The 24,283-nt window shown below is 41.8% G+C and carries 22 protein-coding genes and 1 tRNA gene; 20 read left to right on the forward strand and 3 right to left on the reverse strand.

Annotation, left to right across the window (positions count from 1 at the left end):
* Positions 1 to 42 precede the first annotated feature (42 nt).
* The 16 genes from dprA to D7D54_RS02135 all read left to right on the forward strand — a co-directional run bounded on the left by dprA (position 43) and on the right by D7D54_RS02135 (position 17,986).
* Positions 43 to 891 (forward strand): DNA-processing protein DprA, encoded by an 849-nt coding sequence (gene dprA / locus D7D54_RS02055; RefSeq protein ID WP_120718701.1) that lies wholly within the window; start codon positions 43 to 45, stop codon positions 889 to 891.
* 222 nt (positions 892 to 1,113) lie between these two features.
* Positions 1,114 to 3,201 carry a type I DNA topoisomerase gene (topA, locus tag D7D54_RS02060; protein WP_120718702.1) on the forward strand — a complete coding sequence of 696 codons (2,088 nt, stop codon included), beginning with the start codon at positions 1,114 to 1,116 and terminating at the stop codon, positions 3,199 to 3,201.
* A 105-nt stretch (positions 3,202 to 3,306) separates the two neighbouring features.
* On the forward strand, positions 3,307 to 3,666 hold the full coding sequence (locus D7D54_RS02065) for a YbaN family protein (protein ID WP_120718703.1): 360 nt from the start codon (positions 3,307 to 3,309) through the stop codon (positions 3,664 to 3,666).
* Between the two features lie 93 nt (positions 3,667 to 3,759).
* Positions 3,760 to 4,392 (forward strand): copper homeostasis protein CutC, encoded by a 633-nt coding sequence (locus D7D54_RS02070; protein WP_120718704.1) that lies wholly within the window; start codon positions 3,760 to 3,762, stop codon positions 4,390 to 4,392.
* 42 nt (positions 4,393 to 4,434) lie between these two features.
* On the forward strand, positions 4,435 to 5,091 hold the full coding sequence (locus D7D54_RS02075) for an MmcQ/YjbR family DNA-binding protein (protein ID WP_120718705.1): 657 nt from the start codon (positions 4,435 to 4,437) through the stop codon (positions 5,089 to 5,091).
* Positions 5,092 to 5,404: 313 nt separating this feature from the next.
* Positions 5,405 to 6,967 carry a 2-isopropylmalate synthase gene (locus D7D54_RS02080; RefSeq protein WP_120718706.1) on the forward strand — a complete coding sequence of 521 codons (1,563 nt, stop codon included), beginning with the start codon at positions 5,405 to 5,407 and terminating at the stop codon, positions 6,965 to 6,967.
* An 11-nt stretch (positions 6,968 to 6,978) separates the two neighbouring features.
* Positions 6,979 to 8,016: a 3-isopropylmalate dehydrogenase gene (leuB, locus tag D7D54_RS02085; RefSeq protein WP_120718707.1), complete on the forward strand. Its 1,038-nt coding sequence runs from the start codon at positions 6,979 to 6,981 to the stop codon at positions 8,014 to 8,016.
* Positions 8,013 to 8,282 carry a DUF1294 domain-containing protein gene (locus D7D54_RS02090; RefSeq protein ID WP_050242775.1) on the forward strand — a complete coding sequence of 90 codons (270 nt, stop codon included), beginning with the start codon at positions 8,013 to 8,015 and terminating at the stop codon, positions 8,280 to 8,282. The genes leuB and D7D54_RS02090 overlap by 4 nt, the downstream gene beginning before the upstream one ends.
* A gap of 3 nt (positions 8,283 to 8,285) precedes the next feature.
* Positions 8,286 to 9,668: a 3-isopropylmalate dehydratase large subunit gene (leuC, locus tag D7D54_RS02095; protein ID WP_120718708.1), complete on the forward strand. Its 1,383-nt coding sequence runs from the start codon at positions 8,286 to 8,288 to the stop codon at positions 9,666 to 9,668.
* Positions 9,669 to 9,677: 9 nt separating this feature from the next.
* On the forward strand, positions 9,678 to 10,271 hold the full coding sequence (gene leuD / locus D7D54_RS02100; protein WP_120718709.1) for a 3-isopropylmalate dehydratase small subunit: 594 nt from the start codon (positions 9,678 to 9,680) through the stop codon (positions 10,269 to 10,271).
* A gap of 26 nt (positions 10,272 to 10,297) precedes the next feature.
* On the forward strand, positions 10,298 to 11,077 hold the full coding sequence (locus D7D54_RS02105) for an L-threonylcarbamoyladenylate synthase (protein ID WP_120718710.1): 780 nt from the start codon (positions 10,298 to 10,300) through the stop codon (positions 11,075 to 11,077).
* Between the two features lie 198 nt (positions 11,078 to 11,275).
* Entirely contained in the window at positions 11,276 to 12,262 is a 987-nt protein-coding gene (locus D7D54_RS02110) for a GMP reductase (RefSeq protein WP_120718711.1), read from the forward strand.
* Between the two features lie 66 nt (positions 12,263 to 12,328).
* Positions 12,329 to 12,400, forward strand: a tRNA-Arg gene (locus D7D54_RS02115).
* 287 nt (positions 12,401 to 12,687) lie between these two features.
* Positions 12,688 to 13,386: a ribonuclease III gene (gene rnc / locus D7D54_RS02125; RefSeq protein ID WP_120718712.1), complete on the forward strand. Its 699-nt coding sequence runs from the start codon at positions 12,688 to 12,690 to the stop codon at positions 13,384 to 13,386.
* Entirely contained in the window at positions 13,377 to 16,916 is a 3,540-nt protein-coding gene (smc, locus tag D7D54_RS02130; protein WP_120718713.1) for a chromosome segregation protein SMC, read from the forward strand. Before rnc ends, smc begins: the two co-directional genes overlap by 10 nt.
* A gap of 143 nt (positions 16,917 to 17,059) precedes the next feature.
* On the forward strand, positions 17,060 to 17,986 hold the full coding sequence (locus D7D54_RS02135) for a bifunctional riboflavin kinase/FAD synthetase (RefSeq protein WP_120718714.1): 927 nt from the start codon (positions 17,060 to 17,062) through the stop codon (positions 17,984 to 17,986).
* An 83-nt stretch (positions 17,987 to 18,069) separates the two neighbouring features.
* Here D7D54_RS02135 and D7D54_RS02140 read toward each other — a convergent pair whose 3' ends face one another.
* From D7D54_RS02140 to D7D54_RS09575, 3 genes are read right to left on the reverse strand one after another with little or no spacing between them, the layout of a single operon-like run.
* On the reverse strand, positions 18,070 to 18,885 hold the full coding sequence (locus D7D54_RS02140; RefSeq protein ID WP_120718715.1) for a TIGR03943 family putative permease subunit: 816 nt from the start codon (positions 18,883 to 18,885) through the stop codon (positions 18,070 to 18,072).
* Positions 18,882 to 19,787 (reverse strand): permease, encoded by a 906-nt coding sequence (locus tag D7D54_RS02145; protein WP_120718716.1) that lies wholly within the window; start codon positions 19,785 to 19,787, stop codon positions 18,882 to 18,884. Before D7D54_RS02145 ends, D7D54_RS02140 begins: the two co-directional genes overlap by 4 nt.
* Positions 19,788 to 19,919 carry an SPJ_0845 family protein gene (locus D7D54_RS09575; protein WP_120718717.1) on the reverse strand — a complete coding sequence of 44 codons (132 nt, stop codon included), beginning with the start codon at positions 19,917 to 19,919 and terminating at the stop codon, positions 19,788 to 19,790. It lies immediately after the preceding gene.
* Between the two features lie 335 nt (positions 19,920 to 20,254).
* On the opposite strand from D7D54_RS09575, the gene D7D54_RS02160 reads away from it, so the two are divergent.
* From D7D54_RS02160 to D7D54_RS02175, 4 genes are all read left to right on the forward strand, one after another.
* Entirely contained in the window at positions 20,255 to 22,384 is a 2,130-nt protein-coding gene (locus tag D7D54_RS02160; RefSeq protein ID WP_120718718.1) for a Tex family protein, read from the forward strand.
* The gene (locus tag D7D54_RS02165) at positions 22,371 to 22,820 is read left to right on the forward strand and encodes a SprT family protein (RefSeq protein ID WP_061589777.1); all 450 of its coding nucleotides are present in this window, start codon (positions 22,371 to 22,373) and stop codon (positions 22,818 to 22,820) included. Before D7D54_RS02160 ends, D7D54_RS02165 begins: the two co-directional genes overlap by 14 nt.
* 58 nt (positions 22,821 to 22,878) lie before the next feature.
* Positions 22,879 to 23,151 (forward strand): PspC domain-containing protein, encoded by a 273-nt coding sequence (locus tag D7D54_RS02170; RefSeq protein ID WP_001085048.1) that lies wholly within the window; start codon positions 22,879 to 22,881, stop codon positions 23,149 to 23,151.
* Between the two features lie 372 nt (positions 23,152 to 23,523).
* Positions 23,524 to 24,282: an ABC transporter ATP-binding protein gene (locus D7D54_RS02175; protein WP_000173372.1), complete on the forward strand. Its 759-nt coding sequence runs from the start codon at positions 23,524 to 23,526 to the stop codon at positions 24,280 to 24,282.
* The last annotated feature ends 1 nt before the right edge of the window (position 24,283 follow it).

Here is a 24,283-nt window from a genome sequence, read left to right on the forward strand (position 1 = left end):
TTACGAATAAATAGATGAGTAGAAAAAGAAATGGAGATATTTATGAAAATCACAAACTATGAAATCTATAAGTTGAAAAAATCAGGTTTGACTAATCAACAGATTTTGGCAGTTCTAGAATATGGTGAAAATGTTGATCAGGAACTTTTATTGGGTGATATTGCAGATATATCAGGTTGCAGAAATCCAGCTGTTTTTATGGAACGTTATTTTCAGATAGACGATACGCATTTGGAGAAAGAATTTCAAAAATTTCCATCTTTTTCTATTTTAGATGACTGTTATCCTTGGGATTTGAGTGAAATATATGATGCGCCTGTACTATTATTTTACAAGGGAAATCTTGACCTCTTGAAATTCCCGAAGGTAGCAGTCGTGGGCAGTCGTGCTTGTAGCAAACAGGGAGCTAAGTCAGTTGAAAAAGTCATTCAAGGCTTGGAAAATGAACTGGTAATCGTAAGTGGATTAGCCAAGGGCATTGATACAGCAGCTCATATGGCAGCTCTTCAGAATGGCGGAAAAACAATTGCAGTGATTGGAACAGGTCTGGATGTGTTTTATCCTAAAGCCAATAAACGCTTGCAAGACTACATCGGCAATGACCATCTGGTTCTTAGTGAATATGGACCTGGTGAACAACCTCTAAAATTTCATTTTCCTGCTCGTAATCGCATCATTGCTGGACTTTGTCGTGGTGTGATTGTAGCAGAGGCTAAGATGCGTTCAGGTAGTCTCATTACCTGTGAGCGAGCAATGGAAGAAGGGCGCGATGTCTTTGCTATTCCTGGTAGCATTTTAGATGGACTATCAGACGGATGCCATCATTTGATTCAAGAAGGAGCAAAATTGGTAACCAGCGGGCAGGATGTTCTTGCGGAATTTGAATTTTAATACTCTTCGAAAATCTCTTCAAACCACGTCAGCTTCACCTTGCCGTACTCAAGTACAGCCTGCGGCTAGCTTCCTAGTTTGCTCTTTGATTTTCATTGACTATAAGAAGAAAGTCCGCTTACTAGACAAACTTTTCTTCTATATATAGGAGCTAAGTCTTGACAGTTATGCCAAAATGGTTTACACTTTATAAAGTTTATTACTTTGAAAAGGTGTGATACTGTGGCTACGGCAACAAAAAAGAAAAAATCAACAGTTAAAAAAAATCTAGTAATCGTGGAGTCGCCTGCTAAGGCTAAGACGATTGAAAAATATCTAGGCAGAAACTACAAGGTTTTAGCCAGTGTCGGGCATATCCGTGATTTGAAGAAATCCAGTATGTCAGTCGATATTGAAAATAATTATGAACCGCAATATATCAATATCCGAGGAAAAGGTCCTCTTATCAATGACTTGAAAAAAGAAGCCAAAAAAGCTAATAAAGTCTTTCTGGCGAGTGACCCGGACCGTGAAGGAGAAGCGATTTCTTGGCATTTGGCTCACATTCTCAACTTAGATGAAAATGATGCCAACCGTGTGGTCTTCAATGAAATCACCAAGGATGCGGTCAAAAATGCTTTTAAAGAACCTCGTAAGATTGATATGGACTTGGTCGATGCCCAACAGGCTCGTCGTGTTTTGGACCGCTTGGTAGGGTATTCGATTTCGCCTATTTTGTGGAAGAAGGTCAAGAAGGGCTTGTCAGCAGGGCGCGTACAGTCCATAGCTCTTAAACTCATCATTGACCGTGAGAATGAAATCAATGCTTTCCAGCCAGAGGAATACTGGACAATTGATGGCGTCTTTAAAAAGGGAACCAAGCAATTCCAGGCTTCCTTCTATGGAGTAGATGGCAAAAAGATGAAACTGACTAGCAATGATGAGGTTAAGGAAGTCTTCTCTCGTCTGACTAATAAAGACTTTTCAGTGGATCAGGTGGATAAGAAAGAGCGCAAACGCAATGCTCCATTACCCTATACCACTTCATCTATGCAGATGGATGCTGCCAATAAAATCAATTTCCGTACTCGAAAAACCATGATGGTTGCCCAACAGCTCTATGAAGGAATTAATATCGGTTCTGGTGTTCAAGGTTTGATTACCTATATGCGTACCGATTCGACTCGTATCAGTCCTGTAGCGCAAAATGAAGCAGCAAGTTTCATTACGGACCGTTTTGGTAGCAAGTATTCTAAGCATGGTAGCAAGGTGAAAAATGCATCAGGTGCTCAGGATGCCCACGAGGCTATTCGCCCGTCTAGTGTTTTTAATACACCTGAAAGTATTGCTAAGTATCTGGACAAGGATCAGCTCAAGCTTTATACCCTTATCTGGAATCGTTTTGTAGCGAGTCAGATGACAGCTGCTGTCTTTGATACCATGGCTGTTAAATTGTCTCAAAATGGGGTCCAATTTGCTGCCAATGGTAGTCAGGTTAAGTTTGATGGTTATCTTGCCATTTATAATGATTCTGACAAGAATAAAATGTTACCAGATATGGCTGTTGGAGATGTGGTCAAACAGGTCAATAGCAAACCAGAGCAACATTTCACTCAACCGCCTGCCCGTTATTCTGAGGCGACACTGATCAAGACCTTGGAGAAAAATGGGGTTGGACGTCCGTCAACCTACGCGCCAACCATTGAAACCATTCAGAAACGTTATTATGTTCGCCTTGTAGCCAAACGTTTTGAACCGACAGAGTTGGGAGAAATTGTTAACAAGCTCATCGTTGACTATTTCCCAGATATCGTAAACGTGACCTTTACAGCTGAAATGGAAGGCAAACTGGATGACGTTGAAGTTGGAAAAGAGCAGTGGCAACGTGTCATTGATGCCTTTTACAAACCATTCTCTAAAGAGGTTGCCAAGGCTGAAGAAGAAATGGAAAAAATCCAGATTAAGGATGAACCAGCTGGATTTGACTGTGAAGTGTGTGGTAGTCCAATGGTCATTAAACTTGGTCGTTTTGGTAAGTTCTACGCTTGTAGCAATTTCCCAGATTGCCGTCATACCCAAGCAATCGTGAAAGAGATTGGTGTAGAGTGTCCAAGTTGCCATCAGGGACAAATTATTGAGCGTAAAACAAAACGTAACCGCCTTTTCTATGGTTGCAACCGCTACCCAGATTGTGAATTTACCTCTTGGGACAAACCTGTTGGTCGTGACTGTCCAAAATGTGGCAACTTCCTCATGGAGAAAAAAGTCCGTGGTGGTGGCAAGCAGGTTGTTTGCAGTAATGGTGATTACGAAGAAGAAAAGATTAAATAAGAGGAGAGTCCTGAAAGTGAATTTCAGGCTCTTTTTGGTTAGAACTTGACAAAATTCATCATTATATGCGAAACTAGAAGAAGATTATTTTAACTAGGAGAAGTTATGCGTTTTATCTATTTGATCATTGGTTTTTTATCACTAGCCTTGGCTATTATTGGGGTTGTCTTGCCCTTGTTGCCTACAACTCCCTTTCTTTTGTTGTCTATTGCTTGTTTCTCTAGAAGTTCCAAGCGTTTCGAAGACTGGCTTTATCATACCAAGCTCTATCAAGCATATGTAGCTGATTTTCGCGAGACTAAGTCTATTGCGCGTGAACGAAAGAAAAAAATCATCGTATCTATCTACATTTTGATGGGAATTTCAATTTATTTTGCCCCTCTTTTACCAGTAAAAATCGGTCTAGGAGCTTTGACCGTCTTTATCACCTATTATCTCTTCAAGGTCATTCCGGACAAAGAATAAGTAAAATTTGTTACTATTTCCCTTGATAAAATTGAAAGCATATTCACAACAATATGATATAATAAATTTAAAGTAATCTTCAAGGAGAATCAAATGATTTACGAATTTTGTGCTGAAAATGTGACCTTGCTTGAAAAAGCGATGCAGGCTGGAGCTCGTCGAATCGAACTTTGTGACAATCTAGCAGTTGGTGGGACAACTCCCAGCTATGGAGTGACCAAGGCAGCGGTTGAATTGGCAGCTAACTACGATACGACCATCATGACCATGATTCGTCCACGTGGTGGCGACTTTGTCTATAATGACCTAGAAATTGCTATCATGTTAGAAGACATTCGATTGACTGCGCAGGCTGGAAGTCAAGGGGTTGTATTTGGGGCTTTAACTGCTGATAAAAAGTTGGATAAGGCTAATCTAGAGAAGTTAATTGCTACATCAAAAGGAATGGAAATTGTCTTTCACATGGCCTTTGATGAATTGAGCGATGAAGATCAACTGGAAGCTATTGACTGGCTCAGCCAAGCTGGAGTAACTCGTATCTTAACTCGTGCTGGTGTGTCTGGGGATTCCTTAGAAAAACGTTTTGCTCACTATCACAGAATTTTGGAGCATGCTAAAGGTAAAATTGAAATTCTACCAGGTGGGGGAATTGACCTTGACAACCGTCAAAACTTTATCGACCTGCTTGGTGTGACACAGCTCCACGGAACCAAGGTTGTCTTTTAAAAAATAGAAAGGAACTGCTGCTTAGGGTAGCAGTTTTCACTTATGTTTGAAATTTTTAAATCCTATCAGTTTAATCAAGAAAATGCTCGTGCTTTTGGTTTTGTAGAAAATAGTGGAGTCTGGATCTATAGTTGCCAGATTTTACAGAGTGACTTTATCATGACTGTGTCCATCACTGTTGATAATGTGAGTTTTCAAGTCTTTGACCAGGAGACTGGTGACCTCTATCCACAAGTTCATATGGAAAGTATGAGAGGAAGTTTTGTTGGAAGTGTTCGTGAGGCCTGTATGGAGATTCTTTACCAAATTCGGAGGGCTTGTTTTGATGTGCAGGATTTTATCTGCCCTCAGACTAAGCGTATCATGGCTCAGATTCAGGAAAAGTATGGTAATCAGTTGGAATATCTGTGGGAGAAATCGCCTGATACGGCAGTGTTAAGACATGAAGGCAATCAAAAGTGGTATGCCGTCTGGATGAAAATTTCTTGGGGGAAGCTGGAAAAGGGCAGAGAAGGACAAGTGGAAGCAGTCAACCTCAAACATGATCAAGTAGCTGATTTGCTTTCAAGTAAAGGTATTTATCCAGCCTTTCATATGAACAAACGCTACTGGATTAGTGTGGTGCTTGATGATACTTTATCAGATGAAGAAGTACTGAAACTGATAGAAATAAGTTGGAACTTAACCTCTAAAAAATAAAGTATTTCAAGATTTTTCAAGAACTTTCAATTAGCAAAATATTCTCTACTGAAGAAATTTTCAGAAAATATTGGATTTTTTCTTGACAAGCACTTTTGCCTATGCTAAAATACTAAACAAGATATCAAACGAAGGAGAAAGTCAAACATGAAAACAGCTAAGTTTAATCAATTTGCTTTGTTGTTGAGGTACTCGGGCTAGTGCAAAATGCATTAGTCCTGTTTGGCTTACCAAGCGGGAGTGAATCAACATCTCGCTTGGACTTCTGAGCGAGATGTTTTTTTAAAACCACATTTGGAAAAGGGGAAATCTTATGAGAACAGTTGAATTTCTAGATACTAGCCTTCGGGATGGAGAACAGACACCTGGTGTTAATTTTTCAATCAAGGAAAAAATTGCCATTGCAAGGCAGCTTGAGAAATGGGGCATTTCAGCAATTGAAGCTGGTTTTCCAGCTGCGAGTCCTGATTCATTCACTGCGGTTCAGGAAATCGCCAAGGTCTTGAAAAAAACGGCGGTGACTGGTTTGGCCCGCTCTGTCAAGTCTGATATTGATACTTGTTACGAGGCCCTCAAGGACGCTAAGTATCCACAGGTTCACGTCTTTATCGCTACCAGTCCGATTCACCGAAAGTATAAGCTCAATAAGAGCAAGGAAGAGATTTTGGAAGCTATTAAGGAGCATGTTTCCTATGCCCGTTCTAAGTTTGAGATTGTTGAGTTCTCTCCTGAGGATGCGACTCGAACAGAGTTGGATTTCCTCTTGCAAGTTGTTCAAACAGCGGTTGATGCTGGGGCGACTTATATCAATATCCCTGACACGGTAGGATTTACCACACCAGAGGAATACGGAGCTATCTTCAAACACCTGATTGAGAATGTCAAGACAGATCGTCAGATTATCTATTCACCTCACTGTCATGATGACCTTGGAATGGCAGTGGCTAATAGCCTTGCTGCTGTTAAGAATGGGGCCGGACGAGTAGAGGGGACTATCAACGGTATTGGTGAGCGAGCTGGAAATGCTGCTTTGGAAGAAATTGCAGTTGCTCTCAATATTCGCCAAGATTACTACCAAGCAGAAACCAGCATTGTTTTAAATGAAACTATCAATACTTCTGAAATGGTTTCTCGCTTCTCAGGTATTCCAGTTCCTAAAAACAAGGCCGTCGTTGGTGGCAATGCCTTCTCTCACGAATCTGGTATTCACCAAGACGGAGTCCTTAAAAATCCTCTTACCTATGAAATCATCACCCCTGAATTAGTCGGTGTTAAGAGTAATAGTCTTCCACTTGGAAAATTGTCTGGTCGCCATGCCTTTGTCGAAAAACTAAGAGAATTGGCCCTAGACTTTACAGAAGAGGACATCAAACCACTCTTTGTTAAGTTCAAGGCGCTGGCTGATAAAAAACAAGAAATCACAGATGCAGATATTCGTGCTCTGGTAGCTGGAACCATGGTTGAAAACCCTGAAGGATTCCACTTTGATGATTTACAACTTCAAACCCATGCGGATAATGATATCGAAGCACTCGTTAGCCTAGCTAATATGGATGGGGAGAAAATTGATTTCAATGCGTCAGGGCAAGGTTCCGTTGAGGCTATCTTCAACGCTATCGACAAGTTCTTTAACCAATCCGTCCGCTTGGTGTCCTACACTATTGACGCGGTGACAGATGGAATTGATGCCCAGGCTCGGGTTTTGGTCACTGTTGAAAACAGAGATACAGAAACCATCTTTAATGCAGCAGGGCTTGATTTCGATGTGTTGAAAGCTTCGGCTATTGCCTACATCAATGCTAATACCTTTGTTCAAAAAGAGAATGCTGGTGAGATGGGACGAAGTGTTTCCTACCGTGACATGCCTAGTGTGTAAAGGAGAATGCTATGACAAAGAAAATAGTAGCTTTAGCAGGGGACGGAATCGGCCCAGAAATCATGGAGGCCGGTTTAGAGGTTCTGGAAGCCCTAGCTGAAAAAACAGGTTTTGACTATGAGATTGATAGACGACCTTTTGGAGGTGCAGGTATCGATGTTGCAGGGCATCCCTTACCTGATGAAACCCTTAAGGTATGTCGTGAAGCAGATGCTATTCTCCTAGCGGCTATCGGTAGTCCTCAGTATGATGGTGCAGTCGTTCGACCTGAACAAGGCTTGCTGGCTCTCCGTAAGGAACTCAATCTCTATGCCAATATTCGCCCAGTCAAAATCTTTGAGAGTCTTAAGCATTTGTCACCTCTCAAACCAGAACGAATTGCTGGTGTTGACTTTGTCGTGGTGCGTGAGTTGACAGGTGGTATTTACTTTGGGGATCATATTATTGAAGAGCGAAAAGCGCGTGATATCAACGAATATAGCTATGAGGAGGTGGAGCGAATTATTCGTAAAGCCTTTGAAATTGCAAGAAGTAGAAGAAAAATCGTTACTAGCATTGATAAGCAAAACGTGTTAGCAACATCAAAACTTTGGCGCAAAGTAGCTGAGGAAGTCGCAAAGGATTTTCCAGATGTAACCTTGGAACACCAGTTGGTAGACTCAGCTGCTATGCTCATGATTACCAATCCTGCTAAGTTTGATGTCATCGTGACGGAGAATCTTTTCGGAGATATTCTCTCGGATGAATCAAGCGTTCTATCTGGCACACTTGGGGTTATGCCATCAGCCAGTCATTCTGAAAATGGCCCAAGTCTCTATGAACCCATTCATGGTTCAGCACCTGATATTGCTGGTCAAGGAATTGCCAATCCTATCTCCATGATTTTATCGGTGGCCATGATGCTGAGAGACAGCTTTGGACGTTATGAGGATGCAGAGCGTATCGAGCGTGCTGTTGAGGCAAGTTTGGCAGCTGGAATTTTAACGAGAGATATAGGAGGACAGGCTTCGACCAAGGAAATGACAGAAGCGATTATTGCAAGGTTATGAAGTTAGACGAAAAAATTACTCTAGTCCTTTTGATTTGGAATGTCATGGTTTTCTTGATTTATGGTATTGACAAATCCAAGGCAAGGAGAAGAGCTTGGCGCATCCCTGAGAAAATCTTACTTATTTTAGCCTTTACTTGTGGTGGTTTTGGTGCCTGGCTAGCAGGAATCATCTTTCACCACAAGACTCGAAAATGGTATTTTAAAACAGTTTGGTTTCTTGGGATGATGACCACACTAGTAGCCTTATATTTTATTTGGAGGTAATGGATGGCAGGAAAATCGATTTTTGATAAATTATGGGACCGTCATGTCATCACAGGAGAAGAGGGGCAGCCCCAACTCATGTATGTGGACCAGCACTATATTCATGAAGTGACCAGCCCTCAAGCCTTTCAAGGTTTGCGAGATGCAGGTCGCAGATTGAGACGACCAGATTTGACATTTGGAACCTTTGACCACAATGTCCCGACGGTCAATATCTACGATATTCGAGATGTCATTTCCAAGGCTCAAATTGATAAGCTTGCTGAAAATGTTGAGGAATTTGGGATTGAACATGCTGCCCACGGTTCTGAAAAGCAGGGAATCGTTCACATGGTAGGTCCAGAAACTGGACGGACCCAACCAGGAAAATTCATCGTCTGTGGAGACAGCCATACAGCAACCCACGGGGCTTTCGGAGCGATCGCTTTTGGGATTGGGACTAGTGAGGTTGAGCATGTCTTCGCTACTCAGACACTCTGGCAGGTCAAACCCAAGAAAATGTTGGTTGAATTCACTGGAGTTCCTCAAAAAGGAGTTTATTCCAAGGATTTCATTTTAGCCTTGATTGCCAAATACGGTGTTGCTTGTGGTGTTGGCTACGTGGTGGAATATCGTGGACAAGCTATTGATGCACTGAGCATGGAAGAGCGAATGACCATCTGCAATATGTCCATCGAGTTTGGTTCTAAGATGGGAATCATGAATCCGGACCAAACCACCTATGATTATCTCAAGGGACGGGAATGTGTTCCAGAGGACTTTGAAGAGGCTGTGGCTGATTGGAAAACCCTTGTCAGTGATGAGGCTGCCGTTTATGATAAGGTTATCCAGATGGATGTCTCTGACTTGGCTCCTATGGTAACCTGGGGAACAACTCCTGCTATGGGCGTTGACTTCGACAGTAGCTTCCCAGAAATTAAGGATATGAATGATGAACGAGCTTACAATTATATGGATTTGGAGCCTGGTCAAAAGCCAGCAGATATTGAACTAGGTTATATCTTTATCGGCTCTTGTACAAATGCTCGTCTCAGCGACTTGCAACTGGCTGCGAGATTTGTTAAAGGGAAGAAAATAGCTCCTAATCTAACAGCTATCGTAGTTCCAGGCTCTCGTCCTGTCAAACGAGCTGCTGAGAAATTGGGCTTGGACAAAGTCTTTCTAGATGCTGGTTTTGAATGGAGAGACCCAGGTTGCTCTATGTGTCTAGGGATGAATCCTGACAAGGTACCTGCTGGTGTTCACTGCGCCTCAACCAGCAATCGAAATTTTGAAGACAGACAAGGCTTTGGCGCTAAGACCCATCTCTGCAGTCCAGCTATGGCAGCTGCGGCAGCTATCGCAGGGCGTTTCGTAGATGTTCGGCAAATGCCAGAAGCCCAGTAAGGAGAGGATATGGAGAAATTTACAGTTTATACGGGAACGACCGTTCCTCTCATGAATGATAACATCGACACCGACCAAATCCTACCCAAGCAGTTTCTAAAGTTAATTGATAAAAAAGGCTTTGGTAAGTACCTCATGTATGCTTGGCGTTATCTGGATGACAAGTATACTGAGGATCCAGACTTTGTCTTTAACAGATCTGAATACCGTAAAGCAACTATCCTCATCTCAGGGGATAACTTTGGGGCAGGATCTTCGAGGGAGCACGCCGCTTGGGCTCTAGCGGACTATGGTTTTAAGGTTGTGATTGCAGGATCTTTTGGGGACATTCATTACAATAATGAACTCAATAATGGCATGTTGCCTATTGTACAGCCCAGAGAGGTTAGAGAGAAACTGGCCCAGCTAAAACCAAGTGACCAGGTAACTGTGGACTTGGAACAACAAAAAATCATCTCACCAGTTGGAGAATTCACTTTTGAAATCGATAGCGAATGGAAACACAAGCTTTTAAATGGTTTGGATGATATCGGTATTACCTTGCAGTATGAAGATTTGATTGCTGCTTATGAAAAACAACGACCAGCCTACTGGCAGGATTAGAAAAAAATAGAAAAGGAAATAGAACTATGACAAAACACATTCAATGGAACGGAACACTTTCACAAGAAGGCTATGATATTTTAAAAGGTGAGGGTGGATGTATCGTTTGTCCTACAAAAGTTGGCTACATCATTATGACCAGTGACAAGGCAGGACTTGAACGCAAATTTGAAGCTAAAGAACGTAACCGTAACAAACCAGGTGTTGTACTTTGTGGTAGCATGGATGAACTTCGCGCTCTAGCTCAACTCAACTCAGAAATTGAAGCCTTCTACCAAAAACATTGGGATGAAGATATTCTTCTTGGTTGTATCCTTCCTTGGAAACCAGAAGCTTTTGAAAAACTAAAAGCATACGGTGATGACCGTGAAGAACTGATGACTGACGTACGTGGTACTAGCTGTTTTGTTATCAAGTTCGGGAAAGCTGGTGAACAATTGGCGGCCAAACTTTGGGAAGAAGGTAAGATGGTCTATGCCTCATCAGCTAACCCATCTGGAAAAGGAAACCGTGGTAAGGTAGAAGGTATCGGAGAACGTATCGAAGGAGCAGTGGATCTTGTCATTGAAGCAGACGACTACGTTGCTTCTATCCAACCTGACAAAACGATTGAAACTCGCTACGAGCAAGGTGTGATGGTGTCTATGGTTGATAAAGACGGCAAACTCATTCCAGAACAAGGAGGAGCACGATCAACCTCACCAGCACCAGTTGTGATCCGTAAAGGACTTGACATTGATAAAATCATGATGTACCTGTCAGATACCTTTAACTCATGGGACTACCGTCAGGGTGAGTATTATTAGGATAGAGAAGGAGTGGGGAGAAAACAATTTCCCCTCTTTTTTTTATTTACGCAAGAAAAATCCGAACATTATATTTTAATTTATAAAATTATTTGACAAAAGCTGTACTTTAGTTTATAATAAATTAAGGAAACGTCGGAAAAGACGTAGAGATGCGCAAGCATAGGTAGGTCATTATAAAAGAAACGAGACATTGATATGTTAAATGAATTTCCAATTTTTGATTACGAAGATATTCAATTGATTCCAAATAAATGTGTGATTAAAAGCCGTGCAGAAGCGGATACAAGTGTCACTCTAGGAAATCACACCTTTAAACTACCTGTTGTGCCAGCTAATATGCAGACGATTTTGGATGAAAATGTAGCAGAGCAACTAGCTAAAGGTGGTTACTTCTACATTATGCATCGTTTTGATGAGGAAGGACGTATTCCTTTTATTAAGCGTATGCATGAGCAAGGCCTTATTGCTTCTATCTCTGTCGGTGTTAAGGACTATGAGTATGATTTTGTTAGCCAGCTCAAGGCTGATGCTCCTGAGTATATCACGATTGATATTGCCCATGGTCATGCGGATAGCGTGATTTCTATGATTCAACACATAAAGAAAGAATTGCCAGATACCTTTGTTATTGCTGGAAATGTAGGAACACCAGAAGCCGTGCGTGAACTTGAAAATGCTGGTGCGGATGCTACTAAGGTTGGAATCGGTCCTGGTAAGGTTTGCATCACCAAGGTCAAGACTGGTTTTGGTACAGGTGGTTGGCAGTTGGCTGCTCTTCGTTGGTGTGCTAAGGCGGCACGTAAACCGATTATCGCTGATGGAGGAATTCGTACTCATGGCGATATTGCCAAGTCTATCCGCTTCGGTGCCAGCATGGTCATGATTGGCTCTCTCTTTGCAGGACACATCGAAAGTCCAGGAAACACGATTGAAGTCGATGGCGAACAGTTCAAAGAATACTACGGTTCAGCTTCACAATATCAAAAGGGTGCTTATAAAAACGTCGAAGGAAAACGCATCTTGCTTCCTGCCAAAGGTCACCTGCAAGACACTTTAACTGAGATGGAACAAGACCTTCAAAGTGCTATTTCTTATGCAGGTGGACGTCAGGTTGCTGACCTTAAACACGTTGATTATGTTATCGTGAAAAACTCCATCTGGAATGGGGATGCGTCCCACTAAGACGGGCTACCTCACTAGAAAAAAACTTGTTATTAGAGCAAATTTTTGTTATAATAAAACAAGTTTCCACCCTTAGTGTAATGGATATCACGTAAGATTCCGGTTCTTGAGATGGGGGTTCGATTCCCTCAGGGTGGATGTAAACATCCTAAAAAGCCTTTAATAGGACTTTTTTCTTTACACTGCTTTAAATTTGTCCCTAATACTCAATGAAAATCAAAGAGTAAACTAGGAAGTTAGCCGTAGACAGTACTTGAGTACGGCAAGGCGAAGCTGATGTGGTTTGAAGAGATTTTCAAAGAGTTTAAAACTGAAAATCATATTCTATAGTGTGCCCAAATCCCCTCCAGTCCCGTTTTAAAGTGACTCAGGGGGCTTTTTTTGATATAATAAAAAGGACTGTTATCAGTTAGAAAGAGGTTGGTATGAAAGAATTACAAACTGTACTAAAGAATCATTTTGCAATCGAATTTGCAGACAGAAATTTATTGGAAACTGCCTTTACTCATACGAGTTATGCCAATGAGCACCGCCTCTTAAAAATTTCACACAATGAACGCTTGGAATTTTTAGGAGACGCTGTTCTACAGCTATTGATTTCAGAATATCTGTATAAAAAATATCCTAAAAAACCTGAGGGTGACTTGTCTAAACTCCGTGCCATGATTGTCCGCGAGGAGAGTTTGGCTGGTTTTGCGCGTGATTGCCAGTTTGACCAGTTTATCAAGCTTGGTAAGGGGGAAGAAAAATCGGGTGGTCGCAATCGTGATACCATTCTTGGTGATGCCTTTGAAGCCTTTCTCGGTGCCCTCCTTTTGGACAAGGATGTGGCCAAGGTCAAGGAATTTATTTATCAAGTCATGATTCCTAAGGTTGAAGCAGGCGAGTTTGAGATGATTACAGATTACAAAACCCATCTCCAAGAGTTACTTCAGGTCAATGGGGATGTGGCTATTCGTTATCAGGTAATTTCTGAAACGGGTCCTGCTCACGATAAGATCTTTGATGTAGAAGTTCTGGTTGAAGGCAAGAGCATCGGTCAAGGTCAAGGTCGTTCTAAGAAATTAGCAGAGCAGGAAGCTGCCAAAAATGCCGTCGAGAAAGGGCTGGATTCATGTATTTAAAGGAAATCGAAATTCAGGGATTCAAGTCTTTTGCAGATAAGACCAAGGTTGTCTTTGACCAAGGTGTGACGGCAGTCGTTGGACCCAATGGATCTGGAAAGTCGAATATTACAGAAAGTCTGCGTTGGGCCTTGGGGGAGTCAAGTGTTAAGAGTCTCCGTGGCGGCAAGATGCCGGATGTCATTTTTGCTGGAACTGAAAGTCGCAAACCGCTCAATTATGCTTCTGTAGTTGTGACTCTGGATAATAATGACGGATTTATCAAGGACGCAGGTCAAGAAATCAGGGTAGAACGCCATATCTATCGTAGCGGAGATAGCGAATATAAGATTGACGGCAAGAAAGTTCGTCTGCGTGATATTCATGATCTTTTCTTGGATACAGGTTTGGGACGAGATTCCTTCTCCATCATTTCCCAAGGGAAGGTTGAGGAAATTTTTAATTCCAAGCCTGAAGAACGCCGAGCTATTTTTGAAGAAGCTGCTGGAGTTTTAAAATACAAGACTCGCAGAAAAGAAACTGAAAGTAAACTGCAACAAACTCAGGATAATCTAGACCGTCTTGAAGACATTATCTACGAGTTGGATAATCAAATCAAGCCTCTTGAGAAGCAAGCTGAAAATGCTCGTAAGTTTCTAGACTTAGAAGGTCAACGCAAGGCCATTTACTTGGATGTTTTGGTTGCTCAAATCAAGGAAAATAAGGCTGAATTAGAGTTGACAGAAGAAGAGTTGGCACAGGTTCAGGAACTCTTGACGAGCTATTACCAAAAGCGTGAAAAATTAGAAGAAGAAAATCAGAATCTCAAGAAGCAACGTCAAGATTTACAGGCTGAAATGGCCAAAGACCAAGGCAGTTTGATGGATTTGACCAGTCTGATTAGTGATTTAGAGAGAAAATTAGCCTTATCGAAACTAGAATCTGAGCAAGTAGCCCTGAATCAACAGGAAGCACAAGTCCGTTTGGCTACTTTGGAAGATAAGAGAAAGGTTCTAAGTAAGGAAAAGGCTGAAAAAGAAGAGAACTTGGCACAATTAGAACACAATCTAATCCAAAATAATCAAAAACTCAATCGTTTAGAAGCTGAATTGCTAGCTTTTTCAGATGATCCTGATCAGATGATTGAACTCTTACGTGAACGCTTTGTGGCGCTTTTACAGGAAGAAGCCGATGTCTCAAACCAACTGACCCGCATCGAAAACGAGTTGGAAAATAGTCGTCAGCTTTCTCAAAAACAAGCAGATCAACTAGAAAAGCTCAAAGAACAGCTGGCTACAGCTAAAGAGAAGGCAAGTCAGCAAAAGGCTGAGCTTGAAACTGCCAAGGAGCAAGTTCAGAAATTATTGGCCAACTACCAAGCTATTGCCAAGGAGCAAGAGGAGCAGAAAACTTCCTATCAAGCTCAACAAAGTCAACTCTTTGACCGTCTGGACAGTCTTAAAAACAAGCAGGCCAGAGCTCAGAGTTTGGAAAATATCCTGAGAAATCATAGCAACTTTTACGCGGGTGTTAAGAGTGTTCTCCAAGAAAAAGACCGCCTTGGTGGGATTATTGGTGCAGTTAGTGAGCACCTGACCTTTGATGTGCACTATCAAACTGCCCTGGAGATTGCCTTAGGGGCAAGTAGCCAGCATATCATCGTAGAAAATGAAGAGTCGGCAACTAAAGCTATTGATTTCCTTAAACGAAACAGAGCCGGTCGTGCAACCTTCCTTCCCTTGACGACTATCAAGGCTCGTACGATTTCAAGTCAGAACCAAGATACTATCGCTGCAAGTCCGGGATTTTTGGGCATGGCAGATGAGTTGGTGACATTCGATACTAGACTGGAAGCCATTTTCAAAAATTTGCTAGCTACGACGGCTATCTTTGATACTGTAGAACATGCGCGTGCAGCAACTCGTCAAGTTCGTTATCAGGTTCGTATGGTGACACTGGATGGCACAGAGTTGCGCACAGGTGGTTCTTATGCAGGTGGTGCCAATCGCCAGAATAACAGCATTTTCATCAAGCCAGAACTGGAACAATTGCAAAAAGAAATTGCTGAAGAAGAAGCAAGCTTGCGTTCAGAAGAGGCGAGTTTGAAGTCCTTGCAAGATGAGATGGCTAGATTGACAGAAAGATTAGAAGCCATCAAATCTCAGGGTGAGCAGGCACGTATTCAGGAGCAAGGCTTATCCCTTGCTTATCAGCAGACCAGTCAGCAAGTTGAAGAGCTAGAAACTCTTTGGAAACTCCAAGAAGAGGAATTAGATCGTCTTTTTGACGGAGATTGGCAAGCAGATAAGGAAAAATGCCAAGAGCGTCTTGCTACTATTGCGAGTGACAAGCAAAATCTGGAAGCTGAGATTGAAGAGATTAAGTCTAACAAAAATGCCATTCAAGAACGCTATCAAAACTTACAGGAAGAGGCAGCGCAAGCTCGTCTGTTTAAGACAGAACTGCAAGGGCAAAAACGTTATGAAGTGGCTGACATTGACCGTCTAAGCAAGGAATTGGATAATCTGGATATTGAACAAGAAGAAATCCAGCGTCTTCTCCAAGAAAAGGTTGATAATCTGGAGAAGGTTGATACAGAATTGCTCAGTCAACAGGCAGAAGAAGCCAAAACTCAGAAAATAAACCTACAACAAGGTTTGATTCGCAAGCAGTTTGAGTTGGATGATATTGAAGGGCAACTAGATGATATTGCTAGTCATTTGGATCAGGCTCGCCAGCAGAATGAGGAGTGGATTCGCAAGCAAACACGTGCTGAAGCCAAGAAAGAAAAGGTCAGCGAACGCTTGCGCTATCTACAAGCTCAATTAACAGACCAGTACCAGATTAGCTACACTGAAGCTCTAGAAAAAGCGCATGAGTTAGAAAATCTCAATCTGGCAGAACAAGAGGTTAAGGATTTAGAGAAGTCTATTCGCTCACTGGGGCCTGTCAATGTAGAAGCTATTGACCAGTATGATGAAGTCCACAACCGTCTGGATTTCTTGAATAGTCAACGTGATGACATTTTGTCAGCGAAAAACTTGCTTCTTGAGACCATTACAGAGATGAATGATGAGGTCAAGGAACGCTTTAAATCAACCTTTGAAGCTATTCGTGAGTCCTTTAAAGTGACCTTCAAGCAGATGTTTGGTGGAGGTCAGGCAGACTTAATCTTGACTGAGGGAGACTTGTTGACAGCTGGGGTTGAGATTTCTGTCCAACCTCCAGGAAAGAAAATCCAGTCTCTCAATCTGATGAGTGGTGGGGAAAAAGCTCTATCGGCTCTTGCCTTGCTCTTCTCCATTATTCGTGTCAAGACCATTCCATTTGTTATTTTGGATGAGGTAGAAGCTGCGCTGGACGAAGCTAATGTCAAACGTTTTGGGGATTACCTAAATCGATTTGACAAGGATAGCCAGTTTATCGTCGTGACCCACCGTAAGGGAACCATGGCGGCGGCTGATTCTATCTATGGCGTGACCATGCAAGAATCAGGTGTCTCAAAAATTGTTTCGGTGAAGTTAAAAGATTTGGCAGAAACAGTAGACTAGTTACCAAATGATAGCATCTCTTAGGAGGTGCTATTTTTTAAAACTAACATCTTGAAAAGTTTTTTAAGGTCAGTTCAGGGGCAAAAAACGACATTTGGGATTTCCTTTTAGCGAAAAGGCTTTCTCTATGATATAATAGTTTCATGATTACAACAGTACCTATAAAAAATGAAAAAGACATCGCAGTACCTGATAAAACAGTTCTTGTATTAGGCTACTTTGACGGTATTCACAAAGGACATCAGAAGCTTTTTGAAGTAGCTAGCAAGGCTTCTATGAAAGATTATCTACCAGTTGTCGTGATGACCTTTACAGAGTCCCCTAAACTTGCTTTGCAACCTTACAAGCCAGAATTAATGCTTCATATTGTTAGCCATGAAGAACGAGAGCATAAGATGAAATGGCATGGAGTAGAGGCTCTTTTCTTACTTGACTTTAGTAGTAAATTTGCTAGTTTAACGGGCCAAGAGTTTTTTGATACCTATGTTAGAGCTTTAAAACCAGCGATTATTGTAGCGGGATTTGATTACACGTTTGGTTCTGATAAGAAAACTGCTGACGACTTGAAGGACTATTTTGATGGAGAAATCATCATTGTTCCGCCCGTTGAGGATGAAAAGGGGAAAATCAGTTCTACTCGTATTCGTCAAGCTATTCTTGATGGAGATGTCAGAGAAGCTGCTCATTTACTTGGCACTCCTCTACCATCACGTGGAATGGTTGTTCACGGGAATGCTCGTGGACGGACTATCGGTTACCCAACAGCAAACTTAGTTTTAAGAGATCGAACCTATATGCCAGCAGATGGTGTTTACGTAGTCGATATCGAAGTGCAGCGTAAAAGATATCGTGGAATGGCGAGTGTCGGGAAAAATATTACTTTCGATGGAGAAGAGCCACGTTTTGAAGTCAATATTTTTGATTTTTCAGATGACATTTACGGTGAAACAGTCATTGTCTACTGGTTAGACCGTGTCCGTGAAATGGTCAAATTTGACTCTGTTGATGAACTGGTAGATCAACTCCATAAAGATGAAGAAATTGCTCGGAATTGGAAGGATGCTGAGTAGGAAATCGGAGTTTTATATAAAATTATCCATACTTTAGATTCTTATTTTTGAATAGAAAAAGTAGCCCTTTCCAGGCTACTTTTTTAAAACACTCGATACACGTAGGGATTTTCTGGTTTATCGACTTTGGTAAAGCTGTCGATTTCCAAGGTTGGGAGGTTTTGTTTGAGTTCTTTATGGTAGTGATTGACCAGTTTTCCTTTGACTGTTATCCAGGTGTTATTCTCATACTGACGGGTATTTCCCTTAGTCAGCAATCCATACACACCGGAATCCGCGATACAGTGAATAATGCCAAAGCGGAACAAAAATTGACTATTAGCATGACTGGGGTCATTATAGACAAAACCTGTAAACTGGACCGTCTTGCCTTCAAATTCATCTGGATAGTCGTAGATAGCTTCCATGACTTCCATATAGTTTTCATTAGTGATCTGAATGCTATCTTGGGACAAATATTTATCCGCTGCCGTTCGCATTTCCTTTTCATAGGCTGATTTTGAAAAATAAGAACTGGTATCTGGTTTCAAATACTGGCTTGTCGTCCCTTCGCTTGTCTGAATGGCTTGATCCGTTCCTTCCGATAAGGGGAAATGATATCCTTTAGCTGAAACAGTCTGAGAATCCAAGCTAACAGTTGGGAAAGTTAAACCGACGACAATCGGAATAGCCAGAAGAGCAACACTTGTCACCTTGGCCAATCGACCGTTCAAATGACTGTGGGTTTTGACTGGTTTCATCCAGATATACAATTGAACGACTGCCAAGATAAAGGAAAGCACCATGGAAATATAGGCCAGATAGGAATAGTGCATGTTGATGTACTGGTTTAATTTGCCCGACAGATGGAGGTAAATGGTCAACTCAAAATAGCCAGCTAAAACTAAAAATCGAATCATAGGATGACTCCAATCAAGAGAGAATACACTAAGACGACAAGAGTCACAATCGTAATGAAGTGACTGATAAATCGTGCTTTCAAGTAATTTTTCATCATGAGAATATTTTTAATATCCAGCATTGGGCCAATGACGAGAAAGGCCAGAACTGGTGCCAATCCGAAACTTGAGAGAAGAGAAGCTCCGATAAAGGCATCCGCCTCACTACAAAGCGAAAGAAGAAAGGCTAAAAGCATCAAGAGCAGGATGGCAAAAAGAGGGGTTGCACTGATAGTGGTCAAAATCCGAGTCGGAACGTAAACTTGTATCACAGAAGCAAAGAGACAGCCAAATACTAAATAACGACCCGTATCAAAAAACTCATCAATGGCTTGCACGAAGACCTGAAAAACTTTTTTTGCAGGACTCAAGTGAGAAAAATCATGCACATGACAGGCCATACGATTTTCTTTTTGAATCGGTTCTTGCCAGAAAAATCCTAGAAAAATCCCAAGTATCACAGCTACAAGAATGGAACCCAGAGCTCGTAACAGGGCGATATAGAAGGAGTTGCCAAAGGCAGAATAGGTTGCAAAGAGAACAATGGGATTGATGACAGGTGCTGTCACAAGAAAGGGAACAGCCGTGTAACTGGGAACCTTTTTTTCCAGAAAACGATTGATAATGGGGACGATTCCACATTCACAAGAGGGAAAAAGTATCCCGATAAAAGTTCCAAAAAAGATTCTCCCCCAACGATTTCGAGGGAGAAAATGATAAACCTTGTCAGGTGTGATATAGACCTCAATCAGACCTGAAACAATACTTCCTATAAGCACGAAAGGGAGGGCTTCAATGATAATAGAGAGAAAAATAGCCCCAGTCTGAAGTACACTGGATGGGAGTTGTTGGAAAGCAGTCATCTAGTTTTTCTTTTCTGCTTTGACTTTTTTCTCTTTGTCATCAGGGAAAGTGACTTGTTTCAAATCAGGGAGTTTCGCAAACTCTTCAAACATCTTGTCCAAGTCGTCCGTTTTTGTAAATTTTACAGCCATAGGTGTACCTCGATTCTAAATTCTACCTCTATTATACTATTATTTTAAGGAAAAGGGAGTTTTTTAATTTGTTTTCGATAGTTGATACTCTTCGAAAATCTCTTCAAACCACGTCAGGTTCGCCTTGCCGTAGATATCATAGTTATAGGTAACTGACTTCGTCAGTCTTATCCACAACCTCAAAACGGTGTTTTGAGCTGACTTCGTCAGTCTTATCTGCTACCTCAAAACGGTGTTTTGAGCAACCTGCGGCTAGCTTCCTAGTTTGCTTTTTAATTTTCATTGAGTATGAAAAGGATTGGAGCAAGCCTTCCAGCTTGTGGTATAATAGATTTATGGATAAAAAATATGAAAAAATCTCCCAAGATTTGGGAGTGACTTTAAAGCAAATTGATACTGTTCTAAGTTTGACTGCTGAAGGGGCGACTATTCCCTTTATCGCGCGTTATCGCAAGGACATGACTGGTAGTCTAGATGAGGTGACGATTAAGGCCATTATCGACTTGGATAAAAGTCTGACCAATCTAAACGACCGTAAGGAAGCTGTCTTGGCTAAGATTCAAGAACAAGGCAAGTTGACCAAGGAGTTGGAAGAAGCTATCTTAGCTGCCGAAAAATTAGCAGACGTAGAAGAACTCTACCTTCCTTACAAGGAAAAACGTCGGACCAAGGCAACCATTGCTCGTGAAGCTGGACTATTCCCTCTTGCTCGCTTGATTTTGCAGAATGTAGCGAACTTAGAGAAGGAGGCTGAAAAGTTTGTTTGTGAAGGATTTGCGACTGCTAAGGAAGCCTTGTCTGGAGCAGTTGATATCTTGGTCGAAGCCTTATCGGAAGATGTGGCCTTGCGTTCCATGACTTATCAGGAGGTGCTGAGACACTCTAAACTCACTTCTCAAGTCAAGGATGAAAGTCTTGATGAAAAGCAGGTTTTTCAGATTTATTATGATTTTTCAGAGACGGTTGGGAATATGCAAGGCTATCGTACCTTGGCCCTCAATCGTGGGGAGAAGCTAGGTGTCTTGAAGGTCGGTTTTGAACATGCAACGGACCGTATTCTTGCCTTCTTTGCTGCTCGTTTCAAGGTAAAAAATACCTATATTGATGAAGTTATTCAACAGTCAGTTAAGAAAAAAGTTTTGCCTGCTATCGAGCGTCGTATTCGGACAGAATTAACTGAGAAAGCAGAAGAAGGAGCTATCCAACTCTTTTCTGACAACCTGCGCAATCTCCTCTTGGTTGCTCCGCTGAAAGGGCGCGTGGTTCTTGGATTTGACCCTGCCTTTCGTACAGGTGCCAAGCTAGCTGTCGTTGATGCAACAGGAAAAATGCTGACGACCCAAGTCATTTATCCTGTCAAACCAGCATCAGCTCGTCAAATCGAAGAAGCTAAGAAAAATCTGGCGGACTTGATTGGTCAATATGGTGTAGAGATCATTGCTATCGGAAATGGAACGGCTAGTCGTGAAAGTGAAGCCTTTGTGGCGGAAGTTCTGAAAGATTTCCCTGAAGTCAGCTATGTCATCGTCAATGAAAGTGGTGCTTCAGTCTACTCTGCCAGTGAACTTGCTCGTCAGGAGTTTCCAGACTTAACCGTTGAAAAACGTTCTGCTATCTCTATTGCCCGTCGCTTGCAAGATCCCCTTGCCGAATTGGTCAAAATCGATCCTAAGTCAATCGGTGTTGGTCAATACCAGCATGATGTCAGTCAAAAGAAACTGTCTGAAAGTCTGGATTTTGTCGTGGATACGGTGGTTAACCAAGTCGGTGTCAATGTCAATACGGCCAGCCCAGCTCTTCTTTCCCATGTCGCTGGACTCAATAAAACCATCTCTGAAAATATCGTCAAATACCGTGAGGAAGAAGGAAAAATCACTTCACGCGCTCAAATCAAGAAAGTTCCCCGTCTGGGAGCCAAGGCATTTGAGCAGGCAGCTGGTTTCCTTCGTATCCCTGAAAGTAGCAATATTCTTGATAATACAGGAGTTCACCCAGAAAATTACGTTGCCGTTAAGGAACTCTTCAAACGCTTGGACATCAAGGATCTGAATGAAGAAGCCCAAAGTAAACTCAAGTCCCTTTCAGTCAAGGAAATGGCGCAAGAGCTAGACCTTGGTCCAGAAACCCTTAAAGATATCATTGCTGACCTTCTCAAACCGGGGCGAGATTTCCGTGATTCCTTTGACGCACCTGTGCTTCGCCAAGATGTCCTAGATATCAAGGATTTAGTGGTTGGTCAGAAGCTGGAAGGTGTGGTGCGTAACGTCGTTGATTTCGGTGCCTTCGTTGATATCGGGATTCACGAGGACGGTTTGATTCATATTTCACATATGAGTCATAAATTTATCAAACATCCTAGCCAAGTGGTGTCAGTTGGAGATTTGGTGACCGTTTGGGTCAAGAAAATCGATACTGAACGTGAAAAAGTCAATCTGTCGCTCCTAGCTCCAAATGAATCTAACTGATTACGTTAAGCAGGTTTCACTAGAAGACTTCGGCAGACCTTTTATCCATCAAGCCCAGTGGAATTCTCGTCTACGTTCGACAGGTGGGCGATTTTTCCCCAAAAATGGGCATTTGGATTTTAATCCCAAGGTTTATCAGGAACTGGGTTTAGATGTTTTTAGGAAAATTGTCCGACATGAACTCTGTCATTATCACCTCTATTTTCAAGGAAAGGGCTATCAACACAAGGATCGGGATTTTAAGGAACTGTTGAAAGCAGTGGATGGATTACGCTTTGTGCCCTCCTTGACAAATAGTCACTCTAAACCACTCATACTTTATCGTTGTCAATCCTGCCAGCAAAGTTATCATCGCAAGAGAAGGATTGATACCAAACGCTATCGCTGCGGAGTTTGTAGAGGTAAATTGCTACTAATAAATCAGCCTGAGGACTGATGAAAGCCGAGCCTACCCGTGATATACTATGTCTAACCTAGCAGAAAGAGGAAAAATCATGAACAGTAAATTTTATAAAATGAGACGAAATCGCATGATTTCAGGAGTTTTGGCAGGTCTGTCAGATAAGTGGAACTTTGATGTTACCCTTGTTCGTTTTCTATTTGCTATTTTTACAGTCGCAAACTTTGGACTTGGCGTGATTATCTATATCATCCTAGCTTCTGTCATGCCAACCAAGGAAGAAATCGAAGCAGAAATGTACGGAACAGGCCCACGCAAACGCAAAGAAGCCCAAGCTATTGACGACAATGAAGGCTGGTTTTGGTGAGGTAGAAACAGTTATTTTACTGTTAGTCTATGAATTCGACTAATCTATTTTAAAATTTTTGAACCCTTGTATCCGCAAGGGTTTTCTTCTTACTTTCTTTTTATGGTAAAATATTTTTAATGAAATGGGTATATTCCCTCCAATCTTACAAAAATGTAAGATTAAAGTCTCTTTTGTAAGGTTAGGTTATGGCAAGCGGTCTTTTTTTGATGTAAACTAGACTCATAAAGAACAAAGGAGTAACATCATGAAACAAATCTTACAGAAGAAAACAAGAAAACCAAGCCACAAAGATATCGAGCGCGTTCAGCTGGGATGCGCTATGATGCAAGCAACATTTCATTTGATGGGATATTAAGAAAGGAGATTCTCATGACACTTTTAGATGTAAAACACGTTCAAAAAATTTATAAAACTCGTTTTCAGGGCAACCAAGTAGAAGCCCTCAAGGATATTCACTTTACCGTCGAAAAGGGTGACTACGTTGCCATCATGGGTGAGTCTGGTTCTGGTAAATCAACTTTGCTCAATATTCTAGCTATGCTGGATAAACCAACTCGTGGTCAGGTTTACTTGAATGGAACTGACACCGCAACCATTAAAAATTCACAGGCTTCTAGCTTCCGTCGTGAAAAGCTGGGATTTGTCTTCCAAGACTTTAATTTGTTAGATACTCTCTCTGTAAAAGATAATATCTTGCTTCCCCTTGTCTTGTCAAGAAGACCCATTACGGAGATGATGAAGAAATTGGTGGTGACAGCTGAGAATCTAGGTATCAACCAATTACAAGAGAAATACCCTTACGAGATTTCAGGTGGGCAAAAACAGCGTGTAGCAGTAGCTCGCGCCATCATCACAGAACCTGAAATTCTCCTTGCGGATGAACCAACAGGAGCCCTTGATTCCAAGTCATCTGCAGCCTTACTTGATGTCTTTGATGAAATCAATGAACGTGGTCAAACCATTCTCATGGTAACCCACTCAACAGCAGCAGCTAGCAGAGCTAAACGTGTACTCTTTATCAAGGACGGCATTCTTTACAATCAAATCTACCGTGGAGAGAAGACAGAGCGTCAGATGTTCCAAGAAATCTCTGATACCTTGACTGTCATGGCAAGCGAGGTGAATTAGT

Origin of the sequence: Streptococcus chosunensis (assembly GCF_003626515.1) — a bacterium.
Lineage (GTDB): Bacteria > Bacillota > Bacilli > Lactobacillales > Streptococcaceae > Streptococcus > Streptococcus chosunensis.